Annotated in this window: 25 protein-coding genes and 1 tRNA gene; 10 read left to right on the forward strand and 16 right to left on the reverse strand. The window is 57.0% G+C overall.

Annotated elements, in window-relative coordinates; translation table 11 throughout:
- Positions 1-117 precede the first annotated feature (117 nt).
- A complete protein-coding gene (locus tag ACXAH3_RS04045) occupies positions 118-1,299 on the forward strand; it encodes an ammonium transporter (protein ID WP_474860778.1) in 1,182 nt (393 codons plus the stop codon).
- A gap of 135 nt (positions 1,300-1,434) precedes the next feature.
- The gene (locus ACXAH3_RS04050) at positions 1,435-2,715 is read left to right on the forward strand and encodes an HlyC/CorC family transporter (protein WP_474860779.1); all 1,281 of its coding nucleotides are present in this window, start codon (positions 1,435-1,437) and stop codon (positions 2,713-2,715) included.
- A 109-nt stretch (positions 2,716-2,824) separates the two neighbouring features.
- Here the strand turns inward: ACXAH3_RS04050 and ACXAH3_RS04055 are convergent, their stop codons facing one another.
- Complete coding sequence (locus ACXAH3_RS04055; RefSeq protein ID WP_474860780.1) at positions 2,825-4,369, reverse strand: helicase HerA-like domain-containing protein; 1,545 nt, start codon at positions 4,367-4,369, stop codon at positions 2,825-2,827.
- A gap of 532 nt (positions 4,370-4,901) precedes the next feature.
- Between ACXAH3_RS04055 and ACXAH3_RS04060 the strand changes: the two genes are divergently transcribed.
- Positions 4,902-5,555 carry an invasion associated locus B family protein gene (locus tag ACXAH3_RS04060; protein ID WP_474860781.1) on the forward strand — a complete coding sequence of 218 codons (654 nt, stop codon included), beginning with the start codon at positions 4,902-4,904 and terminating at the stop codon, positions 5,553-5,555.
- A 75-nt stretch (positions 5,556-5,630) separates the two neighbouring features.
- Here ACXAH3_RS04060 and ACXAH3_RS04065 read toward each other — a convergent pair whose 3' ends face one another.
- From ACXAH3_RS04065 to ACXAH3_RS04080, 4 genes are read right to left on the reverse strand one after another with little or no spacing between them, the layout of a single operon-like run.
- Complete coding sequence (locus ACXAH3_RS04065) at positions 5,631-6,839, reverse strand: beta-ketoacyl-[acyl-carrier-protein] synthase family protein (RefSeq protein ID WP_474860782.1); 1,209 nt, start codon at positions 6,837-6,839, stop codon at positions 5,631-5,633.
- Between the two features lie 3 nt (positions 6,840-6,842).
- Entirely contained in the window at positions 6,843-7,109 is a 267-nt protein-coding gene (locus tag ACXAH3_RS04070; RefSeq protein WP_474860783.1) for an acyl carrier protein, read from the reverse strand.
- A gap of 29 nt (positions 7,110-7,138) precedes the next feature.
- Entirely contained in the window at positions 7,139-8,245 is a 1,107-nt protein-coding gene (locus tag ACXAH3_RS04075) for a UDP-3-O-(3-hydroxymyristoyl)glucosamine N-acyltransferase (RefSeq protein WP_474860784.1), read from the reverse strand.
- A gap of 55 nt (positions 8,246-8,300) precedes the next feature.
- On the reverse strand, positions 8,301-9,920 hold the full coding sequence (locus ACXAH3_RS04080; protein ID WP_474860785.1) for a L,D-transpeptidase family protein: 1,620 nt from the start codon (positions 9,918-9,920) through the stop codon (positions 8,301-8,303).
- Positions 9,921-10,284: 364 nt separating this feature from the next.
- On the opposite strand from ACXAH3_RS04080, the gene mepK reads away from it, so the two are divergent.
- Positions 10,285-10,866 (forward strand): peptidoglycan L,D-endopeptidase MepK, encoded by a 582-nt coding sequence (mepK, locus tag ACXAH3_RS04085; protein ID WP_474860786.1) that lies wholly within the window; start codon positions 10,285-10,287, stop codon positions 10,864-10,866.
- Between the two features lie 110 nt (positions 10,867-10,976).
- Positions 10,977-11,720: a glutamine amidotransferase gene (locus tag ACXAH3_RS04090; protein WP_474860787.1), complete on the forward strand. Its 744-nt coding sequence runs from the start codon at positions 10,977-10,979 to the stop codon at positions 11,718-11,720.
- 9 nt (positions 11,721-11,729) lie between these two features.
- Here ACXAH3_RS04090 and ACXAH3_RS04095 read toward each other — a convergent pair whose 3' ends face one another.
- The 6 genes from ACXAH3_RS04095 to ACXAH3_RS04120 all read right to left on the reverse strand — a co-directional run bounded on the left by ACXAH3_RS04095 (position 11,730) and on the right by ACXAH3_RS04120 (position 16,389).
- Positions 11,730-12,467, reverse strand: a complete 738-nt coding sequence (locus ACXAH3_RS04095; RefSeq protein ID WP_474860788.1) for a hypothetical protein — start codon at positions 12,465-12,467, stop codon at positions 11,730-11,732.
- Positions 12,464-13,582 (reverse strand): GSCFA domain-containing protein, encoded by a 1,119-nt coding sequence (locus ACXAH3_RS04100; protein WP_474860789.1) that lies wholly within the window; start codon positions 13,580-13,582, stop codon positions 12,464-12,466. Before ACXAH3_RS04100 ends, ACXAH3_RS04095 begins: the two co-directional genes overlap by 4 nt.
- Before the next feature lie 83 nt (positions 13,583-13,665).
- Positions 13,666-13,742 (reverse strand) — tRNA-Arg (locus ACXAH3_RS04105).
- A 122-nt stretch (positions 13,743-13,864) separates the two neighbouring features.
- Complete coding sequence (gene rpsI / locus ACXAH3_RS04110; protein WP_142853027.1) at positions 13,865-14,353, reverse strand: 30S ribosomal protein S9; 489 nt, start codon at positions 14,351-14,353, stop codon at positions 13,865-13,867.
- A 2-nt stretch (positions 14,354-14,355) separates the two neighbouring features.
- Positions 14,356-14,820, reverse strand: coding sequence for a 50S ribosomal protein L13 (rplM, locus tag ACXAH3_RS04115; protein ID WP_474860790.1), 465 nt, complete (start codon positions 14,818-14,820; stop codon positions 14,356-14,358).
- Positions 14,821-14,970: 150 nt separating this feature from the next.
- Complete coding sequence (locus ACXAH3_RS04120) at positions 14,971-16,389, reverse strand: aminotransferase-like domain-containing protein (RefSeq protein WP_474860791.1); 1,419 nt, start codon at positions 16,387-16,389, stop codon at positions 14,971-14,973.
- Between the two features lie 94 nt (positions 16,390-16,483).
- Between ACXAH3_RS04120 and ACXAH3_RS04125 the strand changes: the two genes are divergently transcribed.
- Complete coding sequence (locus tag ACXAH3_RS04125; protein ID WP_474860792.1) at positions 16,484-16,717, forward strand: DUF1127 domain-containing protein; 234 nt, start codon at positions 16,484-16,486, stop codon at positions 16,715-16,717.
- 61 nt (positions 16,718-16,778) lie between these two features.
- Here the strand turns inward: ACXAH3_RS04125 and ACXAH3_RS04130 are convergent, their stop codons facing one another.
- On the reverse strand, positions 16,779-17,774 hold the full coding sequence (locus tag ACXAH3_RS04130; RefSeq protein ID WP_474860793.1) for an SLAC1 anion channel family protein: 996 nt from the start codon (positions 17,772-17,774) through the stop codon (positions 16,779-16,781).
- A gap of 66 nt (positions 17,775-17,840) precedes the next feature.
- Positions 17,841-18,266 (reverse strand): PaaI family thioesterase, encoded by a 426-nt coding sequence (locus tag ACXAH3_RS04135; protein ID WP_474860794.1) that lies wholly within the window; start codon positions 18,264-18,266, stop codon positions 17,841-17,843.
- 56 nt (positions 18,267-18,322) lie between these two features.
- Between ACXAH3_RS04135 and ACXAH3_RS04140 the strand changes: the two genes are divergently transcribed.
- Positions 18,323-19,126, forward strand: a complete 804-nt coding sequence (locus tag ACXAH3_RS04140; protein WP_474860795.1) for an enoyl-CoA hydratase — start codon at positions 18,323-18,325, stop codon at positions 19,124-19,126.
- On the opposite strand, the gene ACXAH3_RS04145 is transcribed toward ACXAH3_RS04140, so the two are convergent.
- Together ACXAH3_RS04145 and ACXAH3_RS04150 are read right to left on the reverse strand one after the other, a co-directional pair.
- A complete protein-coding gene (locus ACXAH3_RS04145) occupies positions 19,123-19,899 on the reverse strand; it encodes a class II glutamine amidotransferase (RefSeq protein ID WP_474860796.1) in 777 nt (258 codons plus the stop codon). The two genes, ACXAH3_RS04140 and ACXAH3_RS04145, sit on opposite strands and share 4 nt — an antisense overlap.
- 33 nt (positions 19,900-19,932) lie before the next feature.
- Positions 19,933-20,139: a DUF6356 family protein gene (locus tag ACXAH3_RS04150; protein ID WP_203564879.1), complete on the reverse strand. Its 207-nt coding sequence runs from the start codon at positions 20,137-20,139 to the stop codon at positions 19,933-19,935.
- Between the two features lie 110 nt (positions 20,140-20,249).
- Between ACXAH3_RS04150 and ACXAH3_RS04155 the strand changes: the two genes are divergently transcribed.
- From ACXAH3_RS04155 to typA, 3 genes are all read left to right on the forward strand, one after another.
- The gene (locus ACXAH3_RS04155) at positions 20,250-20,708 is read left to right on the forward strand and encodes an Lrp/AsnC family transcriptional regulator (RefSeq protein ID WP_474860797.1); all 459 of its coding nucleotides are present in this window, start codon (positions 20,250-20,252) and stop codon (positions 20,706-20,708) included.
- A 56-nt stretch (positions 20,709-20,764) separates the two neighbouring features.
- A complete protein-coding gene (locus ACXAH3_RS04160) occupies positions 20,765-21,094 on the forward strand; it encodes a DMT family transporter (RefSeq protein WP_474860798.1) in 330 nt (109 codons plus the stop codon).
- A gap of 102 nt (positions 21,095-21,196) precedes the next feature.
- On the forward strand, positions 21,197-23,017 hold the full coding sequence (gene typA / locus ACXAH3_RS04165) for a translational GTPase TypA (RefSeq protein WP_474860799.1): 1,821 nt from the start codon (positions 21,197-21,199) through the stop codon (positions 23,015-23,017).
- Between the two features lie 52 nt (positions 23,018-23,069).
- On the opposite strand, the gene ACXAH3_RS04170 is transcribed toward typA, so the two are convergent.
- Positions 23,070-23,357, reverse strand: coding sequence for a DUF1330 domain-containing protein (locus ACXAH3_RS04170; protein WP_474860800.1), 288 nt, complete (start codon positions 23,355-23,357; stop codon positions 23,070-23,072).
- Positions 23,358-23,379 lie beyond the last annotated feature (22 nt).

Here is a 23,379-nt window from a genome sequence, read left to right on the forward strand (position 1 = left end):
TATGCAGTTTATAATCTTAACACGCATAACCGCTGTCATACGCACGTTCAGGGTGCTTTGCGCCTGATTTTCCATCACACACCCTTTCCAAAGGTTTAAAAACCCAAGGAGGGGAATATGAACGGCGCAGATACCGCCTGGATCATCGTAGCAACCGCATTGGTGCTCTTCATGTCATTGCCGGGATTGGCGCTGTTTTACGGCGGCCTTGTTCGGGCACGAAATGTGCTAAGCGTCTTCATGCATGTCTATGCCATCGCTTGTTTGATGAGCATTCTGTGGTTGGCCTTTGGCTATACCATCGCATTTGGCGACGCATCGCATGGCTGGTTCGGGTCGCTGGATAAGGCATTCCTGTCGGGCGTCACCGCAGACAGCCTGTCGGGCACCCTGCCCGAGGTTCTGTTCTTTGCCTTCCAGATGACCTTCGCCATCATCACACCCGCGTTGATCGTCGGCGCATATGTGGAACGGGTAGGCTTTGGCTTCGTCCTGACATTCTCGTCGTTGTGGATGCTTCTCTGCTATGCGCCCGTGGTTCACTGGATCTGGGGCGGCGGCGCGCTGGCTGATGGTGGCATCTTTGGCGAGGTCGGCACACGTGACTTCGCAGGCGGCATTGTGGTTCACGAGACTGCAGGCATCGCAGCCCTGATGATTGCCGTAGCGCTTGGCCCGCGCAAGCATCGCACCACCCCGCCCCACGCACCGTGGATGGTCTTTGTAGGCGCGGCCATGCTTTGGGTCGGTTGGTTCGGCTTCAATGGCGGCTCGCAACTGGCCGCAGATGGCGGCGCTGCGATGGCAATCACCGTGACGCATATCTCGGCCGCGACCGCGTCGCTTAGCTGGGCACTTTATGAAAAGATCAAATACGGCAAGGCCAGCCTTGTGGGCATCGTGACCGGCACCATCGCGGGCTTGGCCTCGATCACGCCGGCATCTGGTTTCGTTGGTCCCATCGAAGCCCTGATCATCGGTGCCGTCGCAGGTGTCTTGTGCCAAGAGGCCGTGAACGTCATCCGCAACAAGCTGAACATTGACGACACGCTGGACGTCTTCGCAGTGCACGGTGTGGGCGGGATCTTCGGTACGATTATGATTGCAGTCTTCGGTCAGGGCAGCTTTGTCGCCCAGTTCGGTGCGCTGGCAATTGTCGGTGTCTTCACCATCGTTGTCACCTATGTGTTGATCAAACTGACCGCCGCCATCACGCCCCTTCGCGTCGATGCCGAGACCGAGGTCAACGGGCTGGACCTGTCCGCCCATGGCGAACGCGCCTACGATATTACATCGTAACCACCCACCACTCGCAGCACCGAAAAAGGCGGAAGCGTAAGCTTTCGCCTTTTTGCTTTTTACGGCTGGTCTGGGACGCTCTCTTGAAAGCCTCTGCGCAAGTGCCCATAAGATGTGGCAACAAAGGAGAATATGATGGACCTCGACAGCGGCTTTTGGATCTCTTGCGCGGCGATTGCCGGGCTTTTGGTGCTGTCTGCATTTTTTTCCGGCTCGGAAACCGCGCTGACAGCCGCGTCGCGCGGCAAGTTACGGTCGCGCGCTGATAAGGGCGAGCGTGGCGCCGAACGCGCGTTGAACATCACCGAAGACAATGAACGTCTGATCGGATCTGTCCTTCTGGGCAACAACCTTGTGAACATTCTGGCGACCTCGCTCGCCACTGCCCTGTTCACCCGCCTTTTTGGCGACAGCGGCGTGGCGCTGGCCACTTTGGTCATGACACTGCTGGTCCTGATCTTCGCCGAGGTACTGCCCAAGACATATGCCATCACGCGGCCTGAAATGGCGGCCTCGCATGCGTCGGGCCCTATCGCGCTGATCATCCTAGTATTCGCGCCCATCGTGTCGGCGGTACGGATGATCACCCGCGGCGTTTTGCGCCTGTTTGGCGTGGAAACAGACCCCGACAGCCAAATCCTTGCCGTGCGCGAGGAAATCATGGGTGCGATCGCGCTGGGCCACTCGGAAGGTGCCGTGGAAAAGGAAGACCGTGATCGTCTGCTGGGCGCGCTGGATCTGGGCGACCGCGCAGTCGAAGAAATCATGCTTCACCGCAGCCAGATCGAGATGATCGACGCCGACGCCCCGGCGGTCGAGGTGTTGGAGCAGATCTTGGAATCGCGCCACACCCGCCTGCCCGTCTATCGTGGCGAACCCGAAAACATCATCGGCGTCATCCACGCCAAAGACCTGTCTCGTTCCATGTATGCCTTCCAGCGCGAAGGCAAACCGATCGACGAATTCGATGTGCTGCACGTGGCGATGGAGCCGTATTTCATCCCCGAAACCACCACGCTGGACGACCAGATGCGCGAGTTTCTGAAACGCCACACGCATTTTGCGCTTGTGGTGGATGAATATGGCTCGCTTGAGGGCCTGATCACGCTCGAGGACATTCTGGAAGAAATCGTAGGCGAGATCACCGACGAGTTTGACGTCCAGACCGAGCACGAAATCAAGTCACAAAGCGATGGCAGCTTCATGGTCGAAGGCGGCGTAACCATTCGCGACCTGAACCGCGCGAAAGACTGGAACATGCCGGACGAAGAAGCGAATACCATCGCAGGACTGGTTATTCACGAGGCGCAGATGATCCCGAATGAAGGCCAGGTTTTCAGCTTCCACGGCTTCCGGTTCGAGGTCGTGAAACGCGACGGAAACCGGATTGAGATGCTGAAAATTCGGCCTCTTTAAATGCGAGGTACAAAAGGGGGCGTTGCCCCCTCACGCTTGTAGCGCTCACCCCCAAGGTATTTGAGGCAAGAGGAAAGGGCGCGAGGGCTGGATTTGCTTTGCGAGCACATCAGCGCCCTTTGAAAAACGATCCCAGAATGCCGCGCACGATGCGTTTGCCTGTGGTGCCTTTCAGCTCTTTCAGGACAACATCGGTGACGGCTTTGCCAAAGCCGCCTGACGACGACTTGCTGCGCGAGGTCGAGCGGCCTACTTTGCTGCCCGAATAGCGGCGGCCCGCGCGGTATTCACGTTCAGCAGCGCTTTCAGCTTCTTCTTCAAGGCGTTCGGCCTCTTCAGCCTCTTTCGCGGCATCAGCGGCGCGTTTGGTCAGAACCTCATAGGCGCTTTCGCGGTCTTGCAAGGTTTCGTATTTCCCAGCAATCGGCGAGGCGTCGATGAACGCTTTTCGCTCGCCGGGTTCAATCGGCCCCAGCTGCGAGGATGGCGGGCGGATCAGGGTGCGTTCCACCACGCCCGGCGCGCCCTTGGATTCAAGGAACGAGGTCACAGCCTCGCCCACCCCGACCTCGCGGATGGCGTCTTCGGTCGAGAAACGCGGGTTGTCGCGATAGGTCTCGGCCGCTTGTTTCAGCGCGCGGCGATCTTTGGCGGTGAAGGCGCGCAGGGCGTGCTGCACACGATTGCCAAGCTGGCCCAGAATGTCTTCGGGCACGTCTGCCGGGTTCTGGGTGACGAAGTAAACACCAACACCTTTGGAACGGATCAAACGCGCGACTTGTTCGACCTTATCGACCAGTGCTTTAGGCGCGTCGTCAAACAGCAAATGTGCCTCGTCAAAGAAGAAAACCAGTTTGGGTTTGTCGGGATCGCCGACCTCGGGCAGTTCTTCGAACAGTTCGGAGAGCAGCCACAGAAGGAAGGTCGCATAAAGACGCGGCGCGCCCATCAGCTTGTCAGACGCAAGGATCGAAATCCGTCCGCGCCCATCCGTGTCGGTGCGCATGATGTCGGAAAGCTCGAGCGCGGGTTCGCCAAACAGCTTGTGACCGCCCTGATTTTCCAGCACCAACAGCGCGCGCTGAATAGCGCCAATGGACGCGGTCGAGACGTTGCCGTATCGCAGCGACAGTTCCTTGGCATTCTCGCCGACCCAGACCAAGAGCGCTTGCAGGTCTTTCAGATCCAGAAGCCCAAGCCCCTGTTCGTCGGCCACGCGGAAGGCGATGTTCAGCACGCCCTCTTGTGCGTCGGTCAGTTCCAGAAGGCGAGCCAGAAGCAGCGGCCCCATTTCCGAGACAGTGGTGCGGATCGGGTGGCCTTGATCGCCGTAAAGATCCCAGAACGTGACCGGGAAAGGCTCGTAGCGATAATCCTGAAACCCGATCATTTCGGCGCGCGAGGTGAAGGCCTCGTGCAGTTTGAACCCTTCGCTGCCCGCTTTGGCCAGCCCTGACAGATCACCCTTCACGTCTGACAAAAACACCGGCACGCCTTGCGAGGCGAAGCTTTCGGCCATGATCTGAAGCGTGACGGTCTTCCCGGTCCCGGTCGCACCCGCTACCAGACCGTGGCGGTTGGCATATTTCAGCAAAAGCCCCTGTTTTTCGCCATAACCTTCGCCGCCACCACCAATGAAAATCGTACCGTCCATTTTTGCCTGTCTCCTGGCCTGAGTAATCGTCTTGTCTGCGACAATACTAAATTAACCAGACGAGGCCATACTGGAATCATTTCCACAGGCCATTCGGGTCTGGGAACATTTCCTCCCTGTCAGACTGCCGCGCCTTCGGGCGCGGTTTTTTTAACACGTTCAGCAAGTTGCGCGATGGGATCCAAAATTGCGCCAAAGGTCGCAGCCCCCCGCAAGAATGTCGAAAACAGGCCAAAATGATACTTGACCCCTCAATTCAAGTGACATAGCGTCACACCCATAAGCCGGTCAGTCCGGCAGGGAGAGAAATTCGAAAGAGACCTGCTTGCGGGTCTCTTTCTTATTTTGGGGTCTGAATTCACGGCAGTGCTAAGCGTGATCCTGCATCTTTAAGCAGCCCATCGGCGGTCTGCCGCCGTACCCGGCCCCTCGCCCTTAAATCGCGCCAAACACGTGCATTTGCACCTGACACCCCTGCTGCGCCATGTTATCCAACCTCAAACAAAATTTGATTTCGAAACAAGGAAAGATCATGAAGATCGAGCTGATCAAATCCCTCTCGCTGGTGGCCGCCCTTTCGCTAAGCACCGCTGCCTTTGCACAGGAAACTTCGGAAGCAACGACAGACGAGGCAACCGAAGAAACAACAGCAGAGACCACCACTGGGCAGCCCAAAGTGGATATGGGCGAACCTGTCGACAACTCTCGCCAGCCCGGCCAGACCTATGTTGAAAGCGTCACCGGAGATTGGGAGCGTAAATGTATCGCCCTGCCGGAAGGCCAAGGTGACGATCCCTGCCAGATGTATCAGCTTCTGAAAGATGAGACCGGCAACCCCGTGGCCGAGATTTCGTTGGGCAAACTGCCCGCAGGTGGTCAGGCCGCCGCTGGTGCCACCGTTGTTGTTCCGCTGGAAACATTGTTGACCCAGCAGCTGACCATTTCGGTTGATGGCGCCCAAGGGCGTCGCTATCCCTTCCGCTTCTGCGCCCAACTGGGCTGCGTGGCCAATATTGGCTTCACTGCAGACGAGATTGCAGGCTTTAAGAAAGGCGCGAAGGCCAGCGTTTCGATCGTGCCCGCCGCTGCACCGGATCAGCGCGTAAATCTTTCCATGTCGCTGTCGGGCTTCACCGCAGCCTATGACGCCTTGGCCGTGCCGCAAGCCCCGGCTGCGTCCCAGTAATCGTCAGGCATTACAACACAAAACGCCGCCCACTGGGCGGCGTTTTTCCTTGAAACCAATGGAGATCAATGCCCGTCAGTGCGCTCGCAAGGCCAGCACTGCATTCAGTCCTCCGAATGCGAAGGCATTTGACAGAACCGCCCTGACCTTCACATCCCGAGCCACATTCGGCACCACATCCAGCGCGCATTCCGGGTCGGGTTCCTCATAGCCGATCGTGGGCGCAATCACCCCTTCACGAAGCGCCATGATACAGGCCAACAGCTCGACCGCGCCGGTGCCGCCGATCAAATGCCCATGCATGGATTTGGTCGAGGATATCATCAACTCGTCTGCATGGTGCCCGAACGCATCGGCCACCGCTGCGCATTCGGTTTTGTCATTGGCTGCCGTGCCAGTGCCATGGGCGTTGATATAGGTGACTTCCTCCGGGTTCATGCAGGCGTCACGCATTGCCCCTGTGATGGCGCGCGACGCCCCCTGTTTTGACGGCATCACGATATCCGCTGCGTCCGAAGTCATGGCAAAGCCCACCACCTCGGCCAAGATTTCGGCCCCGCGTGCTTTTGCATGCTCGTATTCCTCGAACACAAAGATGGCAGAACCTTCGCCCTGCACCATCCCGTTGCGATTGGCGGAAAACGGGCGGCAGGCATCTTTGGACATGACACGCAGCCCTTCCCAAGCCTTGATCCCGCCAAAGCACAGCATCGCCTCGGACCCGCCGGTGATCATTACATCTGCCATGCCCGACCGGATCATCTGCATCGCCTGCCCCATCGCGTGATTGGAACTGGCGCAGGCCGTCGCCACGGTGAAACTGGGCCCTTTCAGGTTCCATTCCATCGAGACATGGCTGGCGGCGGCATTGTTCATCAGCTTGGGCACAACAAAGGGGTGCACCCGGTTTTTGCCGTCCTCATAGACCGAGCGATAGTTCTCGTCCAATGTGTTCATCCCACCACCGGACGTCCCCAGAACCACGCCAGATCGCGCGGCCAACTCGCCCGAGAACGAAAGCCCAGACTGTCCAATAGCCTCGCGCGTGGCGATTAGAGTAAACTGGGTAAACCGGTCGTAAAGCGCGATTTGCTGACGGTTGAACGTTTCTTCCGGCTCATAGCCTTTGACCTGCGCACCGATACGGATCGACAGGCGGTCCACGTCCTGAAACTCAAGATCCGAAATCCCACAGCGACCTTCGCGCATGGCATCCAGCGTTTCGGACACGTTGCGGCCAAGCGCGTTGATTGTACCTTGGCCGGTGATGACAATTCTTTTCATGGATTAGGCAGCTTGATCCGCGACCAGACCTTCGACAGCACGGATGATTGCCGAAACAGACGAGATGTCAAACTCGCTTTCCGAAGGATCATTCGCGTTGAAAGGCACGGAAATATCAAAGGCTTCTTCGATGGCGAAAATGCTTTCGACAAGGCCAAGACTGTCGATCCCCAGATCTTCCAAGGTTTGATCAAGGCTGACATCACCCGGTTCCAACACGGCCTGTTCAGCAATGATGGTGATGACGCGGTTCTGAATGGTTTCAGACATGTGCTCCCCCTTTTCGCGTTGGCGAATTTCTAGCCCTTGTCTACCAGTTTTGTAACTGTTTTTTGAAGCTCACGCAGCGTCTCGGCCAGACGTGGCAGACGGCGGAGTTCGCGGCGGATGGCCATCTCGGTCTCGATCTTCACGGCGGGGCTGCCAAGCACGGCACGCCCGGCGGGCACGTTGGTATAGATGTTGGTGCCGCCCCCGGCGATCACGTCATCACCAATGAAGATATTGTCACTGACGCCAACCTTGCCACCCAGCACGACGCGGTTGCCGATTTTGGCCGATCCGGACACGCCGACATTGCCGCACATCATAACGTCTTCACCGACCTCAGCGTTATGGCCGACCTGAACCTGACAGTCGATCTTGGTGCCGCGCCCGATCCGGGTCGCACGGATGGTGCCCCGGTCGATGGTCGAGCTTGCGCCAAGTTCCACGTCATCCCCGATCTCGACCCCGCCCAGCGAATGGACCCGCGCCCAATGGGCGCTTCCTTCAACCGACGCGGAAGTCTCGCCTTCAGCCATGCCGCCCCGCAGGCTTTCAACCGCGCTTTCTTTGTCCAAAGTCACAAAGGAAAACCCGTCACCGCCCACGACCGAGTTCGATTGCCCGGTATAGCGGTTCCCAATGATACACAGATGCGCGATGCGCGCGCCCGGATGCAGGGTCAGGTCATCGCCAATCACCGTGCCATATCCGATGGACGCATGCGCCCCGACCTGCGCATTTGCACCGATTTTCACACCCGCCCCGATCACCGCAAGCGGACCGATGCGTGCGCCTTCTCCGATCTTGGCGGTTTCATCGACAACGGCTGTCGGGTGAATGCCCGGCGCGATGCCCATTCCCGGATCCAGCGCGCGGGTCAACAGCGGCATTGCAGTCTTGCCGCGTGCCATGCAAATCGCGCCGTCCAGACCAAGCGACTTCCAATCCGCATCGTCCCACAACAGCGCTGCACGGGCTTGCCCTTTGGCGATCCCATCTGCGTATTTCGGGTCCATCGCCAAAGCCAGCTGGTCCGCGCGCGCGTCTTGCGGCTCGGCCGCGCCAGAAAGGGCAATGTCTCCATCACCTTGGAACTCGGCCCCAAGGGCGGCTGCAATTTGGGAAAGGGTGAAAGTCATTCAACGCTCCTTTAAAGGTGTCGGGCTCTCGCGCCCGAACACCGCACTAAAGGATTTAACCATCCACGGCGGGAAGTGCTACCCCGGCGTTCTTCAAAGCGGCCCAAACTTTCGCATCGCGGTCGTAAATATCGCGGCGATAGTTCACACGGCCCTTCGCCGGCGCCACCGCGGTGCGATAGACGATATGCACCGGAACGTGCTGCTCCAGATTGATCCGGGTCTCGCGTTTGGTGTTCAGTGCCTTGTGGAAGGTCGCCTTCGGATTGTCGCTTTGCTTGGCCAGAAGCGCATAGGCGAAGTCGAACGGATCGCTGAGGCGGATACAGCCATGGCTGAACGCACGGACCTCGCGTGCGAACAGATTTTTCGACGGTGTATCATGCAGATAGATGTTGTACTTGTTCGGGAACATGAACTTCACCAGCCCCAACGCATTGCGCGAGGAGGGAGGCTGTTTGATCGCATACGGGAAGCTGCGTGCGGTGAATTTGGTGAAATCCACAGCGCCGCGATTGACCACCCGGCCGCGGCTGTCGATCAGCTTTAGATGGCTGACCGCGTGGCGATTGCGCTTGAGCATCGGCAGATACTCTTTCGTCGCAATCGAGCGCGGCACGTTCCACGTCGGATTGATGACCATATGCTCCATCACGTCCGAGAATTCGGGGCTGCGACGGTCCGAGACATTCTTGCCAATGACCGAGCGGGTCTGGAAGGTCACAGCACCCCCATCCACAATTTGAGCGGTGAAATCAGTGAGATTCACCCAGACGTGACGCTGGCCGCGATCGAAATTGGTCCAGCGTTCACGCTCCATCGCGACCAGGATCGAGGCCAAACGTTTCACAGGCGCGACGTTGATCTCGGCAATCGTGCCAGCACCCGCGACACCGTCATCGGTCAGCCCATGATCGGCTTGAAACTGCTGCACGGCCTTTTGGATCGACGCGTCGTAGCTGCGGCTGGCGGAACGGTTCAGATAGCCCATCCGAACCAAGCGGTTACGCAGCGCGATGACCGCATCCCCCGCGTCGCCGGGTTTCAACGTTTTTGCCGAAACGGTTTTGCCCCAACCACCATGCAGAATTGTGTCTTCCAGACGCAGTTTTTCGCGCATCAGGCGGGCATATTCAGCATTCTTGGGCGGCAATGTTTTCAGATACTTGGAAGGTGCCTTGCTGGCGAATGCGGTCAGGATGTCCGCGCCATCCTTACGTTCGATCTTGCGCACGATCCCGCTGTCGACCTTCACCGGCGTCAGAATGCCGGTGTTCACGCCCTGCGCATAGTCCACCAGAAGCTTGGACAGCTCGACCTCAAGCGCGCCCAGTTCGCGTACTGACGACACATTGGCCATACGTGCTTTCAGATCCGCAAGATCGACGCGCGGAAGTCCGTGATCCTCGGCCCCGGAAAGTGCGCCCAGCAGAGCCTTTCTGCGGGCCATATCTGTGTCCGACTGGCCAGTCCAAATCGGCTGATAGCCATTGGCGCGATAGAAGGCGGCGACGTCATCATCACGGGCGGCTGCCTCGGCGACCGATTGAGCAAAGGCCGATACGACCCCATTGGCTTTGGCAGGCGAAGCGCTGCTAAGATATGCAGCTCCGACAGCAGCAAATGCGAAGGTCAGAAAGGGTGAACGCGCGCGCGCAAGAAATGGTTTCGTCATGTCATGTCCGAAATGAATAGTCGTGCTGATACTCAGTATTCCAACATCTCGTTAAAGGTGTCTATTCACAATAGCGAAAACTGGGGCAGGAATTTGGCCGGAGCCGAAAAACATTTCTGGAATACCCTACCCTGTCCGCTCCAAGTGCTGCCCTCGCGCCACGATTAACCACAGTTTCATAACTTTCAGCAAATTCCCGCCGATTTTTCTTGAACCCGTTAAGGGAGTGAAAACTGCACTTGGCGCACGATTCGAGTTGTGTCATAAGAAGGCACATCTGGGGATTAGGCAAACGCATCGCCCCGATTTGACCACAGAGTCAGGCGGGTATGGTGACAGGCAAGCGACGGGACACGCTAAGACAATGACCTACGGGACTTCGAACGGCTTGAAATCGGGCATCACTCGGCGCGGATTGCTGGGTGCATTTGCAGCGACCGCTGTGACTTCCGCCCCCATGTATGCCAATGCAGCCGGATTTTTGCGCGGTGGCGGTGATGTTCGCCGCCTTGCCATGTATTCGGGCCGCACCGGTGAAACCATCAACATGATTTATTGGATCGAAGGCAAATACATCAAAGATGCCTTGAAAGAGATCAACCATTTCATGCGTGACTGGCGGACCGACACCTCGATCAAGATCGACACCCGCACCATCGACATTATGGCCGCCGCCCATGGCCTGATGGATGTTCGCGAACCTTACACAATGCTGTCGGGCTATCGCTCTCCGAAAACCAACGCCATGCTGCGCGCACGTTCAAGCGGAGTGGCAAAGAACTCGCTTCACATGAAAGGTCAGGCCGCTGACCTGCGTCTGAAATCGCGTTCTGTTAACCAGATGTTCAAAGCGGCTGTGGCCTGTAATGGTGGTGGCGTCGGCAAATATTCGGGATCGAACTTCGTACATATGGATTGTGGCGTGGTCCGCTCGTGGGGGCGCTAAGCCCCGCCGGCCCTTACCTTGCTAAGCAATGCAAAGCGCCCTCGGGCGCTTTTTTGTTGTGGCGCAGTAAGTTGTTTGGCATCAATCTTTGAACGACCGACGAGGCTTTGATGAAACCGTTCCTGATCCTGCAACTGCGCCCGGAAACCGATGCCTCGGATGATGAGTTTCAGGCGTTTTTGTCAAAGGGCGGCCTGACGGCTGATCGGGTGCACCGCATCCGTCTGGATCAAGACGACATCCCCGCCGATTTGGATCTGTCCGCCTATGCGGGTGTCATCGTCGGCGGAGGCCCCGGTTGCGTATCCGACGCGCCCGAAAAGAAGTCCGCCGTTGAGGCCAAGATCGAAGCGGAATGCCTGTCCTTGATGCCGCAGATTACCGCGCACGATATCCCGTTTCTGGGCTGCTGTTATGGGATCGGTATTCTGGGCCACCATCTGGAGCCCGGCGCTGTTTCAAAAGAGAATTACGGCGAGCCCGTCAGCGCCAGCCCCTGCCGCGTGACTGATGACGGACGCGCAGACCCGTTGCTCGCCGGCATCCCCGACACGTTCGAAGCCTTCGTCGCCCACAAGGAAGCCATGCAGCACCTACCTGAAGGCTGCGTGCAACTGGTCACGTCCGCCCCCTGCCCGTTCCAAATGATCCGCTACGGCCAGAACGTCTATGCCACGCAGTTCCATCCAGAAGCTGACGCGAACGGGTTTGAAACCCGGATCGGCATCTACAAACACCACGGGTACTTCCCGCCAGAAGAAGCGGAAGCGCTGGTAAAGATGGTCCACGCAGCAGACGTCCACGCCCCTGCGCAGGTTTTGAGGAATTTTGTGGATCGGTATCGGAACAGATAAACGAGCCGATCAGAGAATCTTCAACTGCGGTAAAAACGCTTTCAACCAAATCTCACCATATGACTTGTTCATATGCGTGTCGTCTGTATCTGGGTGTACTTTGTCCGACATTCTAGAGCTTTCTAGGCGAATGGAACCAGTAGAGTATTGGGCTTTTGTGGCGAATCCGCCTTCAACAAGCGTTTCGGGCGGCTGCCAGATCAGTTGAGCACCATTCTTCTCAGCCACGCATTCTTCCAAGATTTCACGCAGCCCATCTATTGGAAGCAACAACTCACCTCGTTCCCGGTATGAGGGGGCTGGAAGTGGAGCGGTTGATGCAATCAGTGGTTTCTGAGTGCCTTTGGAAAGCATACTAAGATGCCGGAGAAGATTCGATCCCTTCACGACCTCTTTTGCTACTTCGTATCGAAACGCAGAGGACATAGGTGAGTCACAAAGCGGCATCCATCCGAATGTACCGTAGCAAAGAAAGGCGTCATATCGGGACAGATCGATTTCCGTCAGCCCTCCGGACGTCATCTTGAAGCTCTCTTCAACACGCGTATTCGTAGGGGTAATCTTCCGACCAGATGTGTTTAACTTACTTGTGCTGCGCCCTGGGCTTGCAAAGAAAGTTAGCTCTATTTCTGGATAGCTTTCCCTGACGTCTTCCCATGCAAGTTTCAATGCACCAACATGGCTATTTCCAAGAACACACAAGTTGAACGTCTTCCTGGTCTTCAATTTAAAAATCTTGCTGATCATTTTGATTTGGGTCCGAATGCTGCAAGAAGCTCTTCTTCGCAAACTTCCGCGTTGCTTGAAGCCTCGGTGCCGTTCGAGCCAGTCGAAGTATCCCCGCTTTCTATAGATTGTTGTATGCTGGGTTCTTTCTCGGCCCCGAATACACTTGCCAGATCCCTGAAGAAGTTGCCCATAACAAAACTTACGCCTTCTGCTTTCACCGATCTAAGGTTCTCAGCATAGAACGCCCCCTTAAAGACCGGACTCGTAATGATCTCGTAAGACGGGAAGTAATCGACATGACTGTGCTCATCGCAAAGCTCTCCTGCGACGGACCGCAGAACGGATTTGGAATAGGTCGTAGCAGTCAGTACATGGGTTGAAGATGCCGTCGCCGTTAGCGGAACGGGTGAAACCGTAAGGATCACTTTCAGATCAGGATTAACTGATTTGAAGACCCCCAAAACCTCTTCCAAGGCTTCTTTTACGGCACCATGCTTCAGGTTATCGAACTGATGAACATCCTGATCGAACTGACCAGCCAGAGTTCCCGGGCACATTGGATATTCATAGCCATGGACGCTGTTTATCCATCTCTCGGTCAATCCAAGCGTGAAAACAAAGTAGTCCGCTTCGGTGACACTTTGCGCGAATGCGTCAAGCACAACTTTGCGCATGGTCAGTAGTTCATCCTTCGATGAAAATCCATTTGGCTCGATACCCGGTCGGAATGGATCATAAAAACGCCCGTTAGATTCCCAAATCTCGTCAGGAACCGGTTCGCCCTGAAGTGCCCACCTCACCCACTGCAGAAGCAGAGTCGTTGTGTAAATGTTTGCTGTTCTTGAAGAAAAAACGTCATAGTTATACTTCTTTCGCAGCTTTTCGGACACTGATTTCGGAGCGCTCTCTGTGCAAAACCAACTATAACCCCGCGCCTTCAACGCACGCCCGATATGCTGGGCAAAACACGATCCGTAGGTTGATACTTTTTGATCGGGTTTTATGTCGAATTTCGGTTGCCAAAGGCCTGAAATGGCCTCGCGCTGAGGATCTGCCACAGCCACCTTCCAGAACGCGTGTGGGGGCAAATCTTCGTATGGGTTTTTCACAGCATCACCATTGAAAAAACTCATTGTTTGATGCTTGAACTATCATTTCAACATAAGCGTTACAACAGAACAATTATGCTAACGCAGACATATAAGACTGTAGAAAATGGCGCACCCGAGAGGATTCGAACCTCTGGCCTCTGCCTTCGGAGGGCAGCGCTCTATCCAGCTGAGCTACGGGTGCCTAATGGCGGGATATAGGCCATCGCCCTGCCCCCCGCAACATGAAACAGCGCCAATTCCGATGCGCGCAAAAGAAAAGGGCCGCCGAACCGGCAGCCCTTTTCAAATTCTGTTTCTCGGCGATTAACGCTTCGAGAACTGGAACGAACGACGTGCTTTGCGGCGGCCGAACTTCTTACGTTCAACAACACGCGAGTCACGGGTCAGGAAGCCAGCAGCTTTCAGTGCACCGCGCAGCGAGGGTTCGTAAAGCTGCAGAGCTTTCGAAATCCCGTGTTTAACGGCACCAGCTTGGCCCGACAGACCGCCGCCTTTAACGGTGGCAACAACGTCGAATTCGCCTTCAACACCAGCAACTTGTGCGGGCTGACGTACGATCAGCTGCAGCACGGGGCGTGCGAAGTACTTGTCCATTTCTTTACCGTTCACGGTGACCTTGCCGGAGCCCGGCTTGATCCACACGCGGGCAACAGCGTCTTTACGCTTGCCGGTGGCATAGGAACGACCCAGCTCGTCACGGACGGGCTCACGGGGGGCGGCAACCTCAACAACAGCTTCGGTGCCTTCTGCGACGGCGTTCAGCTCGTCCAGCGATTTGATCTCTTCAGTCATGATCAGCCCTCACGTGTGTTTTTGGGGTTCATCGACTTGACGTCCAGCACTTCGGGGCTCTGGGCCTCGTGGGGGTGCTCGGCGCCGGCGTAGACGCGCAGATTGGTCATCTGCTGACGGCTCAGCTTGCCGCCGGGCAGCATGCGCTGAACGGCTTTGGTCACTAGACGCTCGGGGTGGTCACCCTCGAGGATCTGACCGGCTGTGCGCGACTTGATGCCGCCCGGGTAACCGGTGTGCCAGTAGTGCACTTTGTCGGTGCGCTTCTTGCCGGTCATCTGGATTTTTTCCGCATTGATCACGATGACATTGTCACCCATGTCCATATGCGGCGTGAACGTGGCTTTGTGCTTGCCACGAAGACGCATGGCGATAATCGATGCAAGGCGGCCAAGAACAACGCCTTCGGCGTCGATGATGATCCACTTTTTGTCGATATCTGCAGGCGTTGCAGAGAAGGTTTTCATTGATTCAGCCCTGATTGGGTTTCGGATGGGGTGGTTTTAGTGATTTTGCAGTGCGGGTCAAGCGCAGTCTTTCCGCATAAACATATCAAAAACAATGACTTACAAATATGGTATTATTTTACCCCATATATATTGCACCGATTTCACGCCCTAGACGCTTAGGGTGTCAGTCGGATTGTCCAAAAGTTCGACCAATTCAGCCAAAACCTGACGAAACCGTTCGGGCGACATCTGCCCGTTGACAGAAATGCGCACCGCTTGGGGCGACGGGCCATTGCGCAGCGCGAAATCATCGCCGGGCCGAATGCGGATGCCTTTGTTTTCCGCCTTCTGGCAGAAGCTGGACACGCGCCAACCGTGAGGCAATTTCAGCCAAAAGAACGGGACATCGTGGCTCCAGCCAAGATCAAACCGTCCCAACATGTTGACGGCGATCTGAATATACTCGCGATTGCGGCGGCGCATCTCGGCCAAGGACCGTTCAAGATCGGGGTGTGTCAGCACTTGATAGAGGATCTCAGCTGTCGGGGATGAAACTCCGAAATAGTTCACATCTACCACCCGGCGCATTTTTCCAGCCCAGCCAGATGGCGTCACCACATAACCCGCCCGCAAGGACGGAGAGATCGTTTTTGAAAAGGAAGAAATGAACCAGGATTGTTCCGGCAAAAGGGACCGATAGCTGGGCCCAAGCGCCGGGCCCAGACGATAGCAATCGTCCTGCACAATATGGAACCCTTGTGCGCGTGCAACGTCCACGACTTCGTGCCGCCGGGCAGTATCCGTGACGCGACAGGTCGGGTTATGCGCCTCGGGCATGGTGAATAGCAGGCTTGCGCCCGAGCTTCTGGCGACATGCTCTAAAGCCTGCGGATCAATCCCCTGCTCGTCCATTGGCACGGCGACGACCTTGGCACCCAGCAATTCGACCGCGCGGCGCAGGCCGGGATAAGAGTGTTCCTCGACCATCACCACCCGCGTGCCTTCCGCCAAAAGGGTTTGCATGGACAGCATGATCGCGTTCTGCCCCCCATTGGTGACAACAATGTCGTCGGGGCTTATCCCGCCGCGTTTGTGTTCGGGGATATGTGCCAGCAACGCCTCGCGCAGATAGGCTTGTGACCCGTTGAACGGATAGCGCAGCAATAATGGGTCCGGCAGGTCCGCCGCAGCCCGGATCGCATCACGGATAATGTCGAGCTGCCCGACATCCGGCAGGCGCGGGGCGAACAGGAAATCCGTTTCGGGTTCGCTGTGAAGCGCATGCGCCTGATGCTTCAAGTAGGCATCGCTTGGTGTAGGCCTCGTTTTGGGACGCGCGCCAAGGGGACGCACATAGGTGCCACGGCCAACCTCGGCCAAGACCCAGCCTTCCTCGCCAAGAATGGAATAAGCGCGGGCCACCGTCCCCGGGGTGATCTTCAGCTCCCACGCCAGTTCGCGCACAGGGGGCAGCTTCTCACCTTCAGGCAAATCACCTGATGTGATGGCGGCCACCAGACCGTCCACAAGCCGTCGGTATTTCGGCCCCTGCCCGTCCATAAGTCGCTCTGAGAAAATTGTACCCATAACAATATTCCAATTGTGTGGCTTAGATTCGCTTTGTATCAGTAAATCATGGCACTAATGCCATATTGTATCAATACAATTTTTGGAGTTCAAGATGGAACACGGAAACACGTACCGGCATGACCGGCTCGCCTTTCTCGACACGAACAGCCCGCTGCCCGCATCGGCAGAAGCCTTTCTGGTTGTCGCCGTGACCATCACCAAATGGCGCCAACGAATGACCACCCGACAGGCTTTGAAGGATCTTCCGGATCATATTCACAAGGATATTGGTGTCACCAAGCTCGACGCGCAGTTTGAGGCGGAAAAGCCCTTCTGGCGCGGGTGAACGTAAAAGTTACCTCTTACTGGGCCGGGGATTTCCCCGGCCGATTTTTCATTCGGGCTTTTTACTCGGGCACGCAGATCTCGTCCCGCATGATCGCCTTGCCGGTGCGCCAGATCAGGCCAGCTACTACTAAAACCAGTACAATCAGCAGGATGAAGCCGATATTGTGATGCGTGCGTGACCCGTCCAACTGCGCGAAGCGGAAGGATGCAATCGACAGGGCCGCAATCGGAAAACTCAGCGCCCACCAACTAAGCGCGAAGGGCAGTTTTGCCAGTCGCGGTACCTGCGCGACAACGAGGGCCGCGAAGATATAGCCCGCATAGATCAGCAATCGCGCCACGCCGTCGACACCTCCGGTCATGCTGACATAAGCCAAAAATGCCACCGAAGGCGGGGCGATCAGGATAACCATGGTCGGAAACAACCGTGCCACGATGGGGTCGTGGAAAATCAAGCGGTTCATCACCAAGGTCAGAAGCACGATCCAAAAGATCATACCGCCGGAAAAGAAAAGCCATGACGTTTCAATGTACCCCATGCGGGCGCCCAGAACGGGTACAATCACGTTGCCCACCGCTGGAATGAACCATGCGGGCGTCAGATGCCCCACCTGAAAAGATCGATGGCTGATCCAACCCGAAATTACGGCGATGGTCAGCACCCCCTGCCCCGCAACCCCTGCCAGCCAGACATATTCCGCCAGCGCGGGATTATACGGGAACGTCGCCGTCGCCAGCAAAAGCAGTGAAATCGAGATTGTCGGGAAGAAGGCCAGCTTGACCGGATGGTGCCATTCCTCGGCCACTGCGGCGGGATGGCGCAGCGCCTTGGCGACATAGATGATGGCAATCACCGCCATCACGGTCGCCCCTATCAGAAGCATCAAAGACGACGCGGGTTCCAGCACCGGCATGGTGGGCGCGCCGGCATGCATCGCCAGTGTCAGGCCCATCAGCCCCATCACGATGGCAAAGAAGGTCACTGGGAAATGTGCGAGACGGCTGAATTCCTCGGGGGCCGTGTTCGGTTCGGGGGCTTGGGTCGTGTCAGACATGGGCGAATGATACCTCGCGCGACATATTGCAATTTCCTAATGTCGTGCGCCTTTCGCCTGCCCGGGTCAACCCCGTTCCGGCGGGATCGAGTAGGTCAAACTGGCGCGGGCCACCGGGCGCACGTCCCCTTCTGAAAAGATCAGCACATCCCCCACGGCCAGCACTTTGCCCAGCTTGTGGATGGTCGCATGTGCCATCAGGTCCGCACCGGACGCAGGCTTTCGCATGAAATCGATCGAACAATTGGTCGTCACCGCCAGCGCCTTGGGGCCGATCATCGCGAGCACCGCCAGATAGATCGCCACATCCGCCAGCGCGAACATGCTGGGACCGGACACGGTTCCGCCGGGGCGCAAATGTTTGTCGCTGATCCGTTTGCGAATGATCGCGCGCATTGGGGCCACTTCGGCAACCTCGAAATCATTCGCGACCTGCGGAAATTCGGCCTGTAAGAAAGCCTGCAATTCACGTTGCGTCATTTTCAACTGCATGGTTTCCCCCAAGTCACTTCCCGCCTATCGTGGGCCTGACTTTGAGGGAGGACAAGATGGCAGACCCAATTCTGATCCGCGAGGACGCAGCGTCAATTGCGCGATTGACGTTGAACAACCCCGGCGCGTTGAACGCGTTGTCGGATGCGATGCTGGCGGCTTTGAAATCCGAACTTCAGGCACTGGCCGACGATAACTCGATCCGGGCGGTTGTGATCGCAGGTGCGGGCAAAGTTTTCTGCGCAGGCCATGATCTGAAGGAAATGACCGCTGGACGGGCTGCTGATGATGGAGGCCACGCCTATTTCAACGACCTGTTCGCTCGCTGCGCCGAGGTTATGACCCTGATCCCTCGCCTGCCCCAACCTGTCATTGCCGAAATCCACGGCATTGCCACCGCCGCGGGCTGTCAGCTGGCTGCGACCTGCGACATGGCCGTCGCCGCCCAAGGTACGCGCTTTGGCGTGAATGGCGTGAACATTGGTTTGTTTTGCTCCACACCCATGGTCGCTTTGACCCGCAACGTCCCGCGCAAAGTCGCCTTCGAAATGCTGACCACGGGCGAGTTCATCGATGCCGACCGCGCCCGCGAAATTGGGCTTGTAAACCGCGTCGTGCCGCATGAAGACCTGCGCGCTGCGACAGACGAGCTGGCGGCAACAGTCGCCTCGAAACTTGGGGCCGCAGTGAAAATCGGCAAATCCGCCTTCTATGATCAGGCGCTGATGGAGCTTGAGGAAGCTTATGCCTTCACTGGCAGCGTCATGGCGGAAAACATGATGTTGCGCGATACAGCCGAGGGCATTCAGGCCTTCATCGAAAAGCGCAAGCCGGATTGGGCACAGAACGAAGACGCTTAAGGCTGAAACGGCTCCACCGTCACATCGCGCCCGTCAAAGCGTACGATGTGACCGGGTGGCAGACTGATCCAATCATCTTCATGCCGGTCCAATGGCTCTGATACGACAGCCCATCCTTTCCGGCTGTCGGACCAACGATAATAGACTGATGGTGCATACTTATCCGACGCGCATCGCGCCGCCCACAGGGATGTGCCATCTGACAATGCCGCAGACAGGCGCAGATGCGGTGCTGAACCATTTTTGCGCGAAAGATCTAGCAGAGCTCGCGTTGCTTGCTCCAACGCTTGCTGTACTGGTGCGCCTTGCTCGATCGCCTCGATCGTTAACAGAAACAGCACTTCGCTGTCCGTCGCCCCTTGGCGTTTGCCGTAAAGCGCTTCGGGGATCAGCATGTCAGCTCGCTTTCGGAACGTTTCAAACCCGCCGATCTGGCCGTTATGCATGAAGCTCCACCGCTTATAAGCAAAGGGATGGCAGTTGTTGCGGCTGGTCGCCGATCCGGTCGAGGCGCGCACATGGGCCAGAAACAGACGCGACTTCACCTGATGCGCAATGGCGCGCAGGTTCGGATCGGACCACGCAGGCAACACATCGCGATACAGCCCCGGTTCGGCGCGATGATCATACCAAGCGACGCCAAACCCATCTGCATTGATGGCGGTCTTTGCCTCTTCTGCTTCCTGACTTTGCTGGATCAGCGAGTGGCCGGGCTGTACCACGACCTCTTCCATGAAAATCGGTGCGCCCAAATAGGCTGCCCAACGGCACATGCTGCCCCCTTACATTACAGTCTTGAACCGGCTTTACTGACCACGATTATGGGTCTTTGCATAAAGCCTCGCAATGATGCGGCTTCCTGTCTTTTCAAACGCGGCTGGAATGATGGCATGTATAAGCGCAGCGCCCGCCGCCAGAAAGAGCCAAAAGCTGAACGTGGCCGCAAATCGGGCATGCTGGAAATAGGTCTCGTCTACGGACTGCGGGTGCTCGATGAAAATGCGATTGATCATGGGGGTCTCCTGTCTGCGTGTGAACATGATACCAGCGCGCGCATTACAGATATCCCAAAGTTGCGTCATATTTGATTGATTGTGTGATTTTATCCCACTATTATTCGATAATGCATAACATTGACACAACAGACCGGAAAATCCTAAGCGCCCTTCAACAGGATGCCGACCAAAGCCTTGATGACCTGGGCGCAAAGGTTGGTCTTTCGCGCAATGCCTGTTGGCGGCGCGTGCGCATACTTCAAGACAGCGGCGTTATTCGCAAACGCGTCGCCCTTTTAGATCCACAAAAACTGGGGCTTGGTCTGTCTGTTTTCATTCAGGTGCGCACGTCGAACCACGACCCCGACTGGCTGCAGAAGTTCTCGCGCGCGGTCAAGCTGATGCCCGAGATCCTTGGCGCTTATCGCATGACCGGAGATCTGGACTATCTGATCCACGCGCGTGTTAACGATGTGAAGGACTATGATGCGCTTTACCAACGGCTGATCGAAAAAGTGGACCTCAGCGACGTGTCCGCCAGTTTCGTGATGGAAGAGTTGAAAGAAACGACAGAACTGTCGCTTTAGGACCTGACGTGCTGATTTGGACGCTTTAGAACAGAGCTGAAACTGAAAGCGAAGCCATGCCCTATCTGATCCTGATCCTTGCCGTCATCGCAGAAACAATCGGCACCACCGCCCTTCAAGCCAGCCAGCAATTCACGCGGCTTGGGCCGTCGTTGACCGTGGTTGTGGCCTATGGGGTCAGCTTTTTCCTGCTGGGTTGGGCGTTGAAATACATGGCTGTCGGCGTGGCCTATGCCATCTGGTCGGGTCTTGGGATCGTGTTAATTGCCGCCATTGGGTATGCACTTTTCGGCCAAAAACTGGATCTGCCCGCGCTTCTGGGCCTGTCTTTGATCCTTTGCGGGATCTTGATTATTCACCTGTTTTCTAACTCGGCCCAGCACTGAACCCGCGAAATCCCCCGAAAAGGCGCTTTTGTTCTGGCAATCGCGCCGCAACCGGGCTATGCGCGCCCTAACTTATCCCATTACCCGTAAAAGGTGGCCCTTATGGACCTGCGCAATATTGCGATCATCGCCCACGTTGACCACGGCAAAACGACCCTTGTTGACGAGCTTTTGAAACAATCCGGCGCGTTCCGGGAAAACCAAGCCGTGGCCGAACGCGCCATGGACAATGACGCGATTGAACGCGAGCGGGGCATCACGATTTTTGCCAAGCCGACCTCGGTTGAATGGAAAAACACCCGGATCAACATTGTTGACACCCCCGGCCACGCCGATTTCGGTGGCGAGGTCGAGCGTATTCTGTCGATGGTGGACGGTGTTGTCCTGCTGGTGGACGCCGCTGAAGGCCCGATGCCGCAGACCAAGTTCGTGACCTCGAAAGCGCTGGCGCTGGGCCTGCGCCCCATTGTGGTTCTGAACAAAGTCGACAAGCCCGATGCCGAGCCCGACCGCGCGCTGGATGAATGCTTTGACCTTTTTGCCAACCTTGAAGCCAACGAAGACCAGCTGGACTTCCCGCATATGTATGCCTCGGGCCGGTCGGGCTGGGCCGATCACGAGCTGGACGGACCGCGCAAAGACCTGCACGCGCTGTTTGACCTGATCGTCAACCACGTCCCTGCCCCCAAACAGATCGCGCATCAGGACGAAGATTTCCGCATGCTGGCCACTACGCTGGGTTCGGACCCGTTCGTGGGCCGCATTCTGACCGGTCGCGTTGAAAGCGGCACGTTGAAAGTGGGTGCGACCGTGCAGGCACTCAGCCGCATCGGCCAAAAGATCGAACAGTTCCGCGTCACCAAAATTCGCGCGTTCCGTGGTCTGGAAGAAGCCGACATCGACGAAGCACAAGCCGGTGACATCGTGTCGATCGCAGGTATGGCGAAAGCCACCGTGGCCGACACGATCTGTGCGCTGGCCGTGGATGAACCGCTGGACGCTCAGCCCATCGACCCGCCCACCATCACCGTAACCTTCGGCATCAATGACAGCCCCTTGGCGGGTCGTGACGGCAAGAAAGTCCAGTCGCGCGTCATCCGGGATCGCCTGATGAAAGAGGCGGAATCAAACGTCGCAATCAAAATCGAAGACACCCCCGGCGGCGAAGCCTTCGAGGTCTCGGGCCGTGGCGAACTTCAGATGGGCGTTTTGATCGAAAACATGCGCCGCGAAGGGTTCGAGCTGTCGATCTCGCGCCCGCAGGTGATCATGCGCGAAGAAAACGGCCAGCGTGTTGAACCGATCGAGGAAGTCACAATCGACGTGGATGACGATTACTCGGGCGCTGTGATCGAGAAACTGACCGGTGCGCGCAAGGGCGAGCTGGTCGAGATGCGCCCCGCAGGTGCTGGCAAAACCCGCATCATCGGCCACGTGCCGTCGCGCGGTCTGATCGGCTATCACGGCGAGTTCCTGACCGACACGCGCGGCACTGGTGTGCTGAACCGCGTGTTCCACGGCTGGGCTCCGCACAAAGGTTCGATCCCGGGCCGTCGCGCTGGCGTACTGATCTCGATGGAGAACGGCCAGTCGGTCGCTTTCGCCCTTTGGAACCTGGAAGATCGCGGCAAGATGTTCATCGGCGCACAGGAAGACGTTTATCAAGGCATGATCATCGGCGAGCATTCGCGCGAAAACGATCTGGAAGTGAACCCGCTGAAAGGCAAAAAGCTGACCAACGTCCGTGCCTCGGGCACCGACGAAGCAGTCCGCCTGACCACCCCCGTCACCCTGTCGCTGGAAGAGGCCATCGCCTATATCAACGACGACGAACTGGTTGAAGTCACGCCTGAAAACGTGCGCCTGCGCAAACGCTATCTGGATCCGCATGAACGCAAGCGGATGGCGAAAGCTGCACAATAAAAGGAAGGGGCCGAAAGGCCCCTTTTCTTTTTCTTCAATGTGTTAGGCGAATTTACTCATCCGTCTCGACAATCAACAATTCGCGCTCAGACGCATTACGCGCATGGCTCAGCGCCTCTTGATATTCTGGCGAGTGATAACATTTCTCTGCCGCCTCTACGCTGTCGAACTTGGCGACCACATTGCGCGGGCGGTCTTTGCCCTCAAGCTGAACATAGCGGCCTGCACGGGCAATAAAATGCCCGCCATGTTTGGCAATCGCGGGTCCGGCCAGCTTGGCATATTTGCCGTAAGCCTCTTCATCCGTGACGGTGACGTGAGCAATCCAAAGGGCGGGCATGAGGGGTCTCCTTAACGAAAAA

The sequence above is a fragment of the Aliiroseovarius sp. ABM4_368 genome (assembly GCF_056161205.1).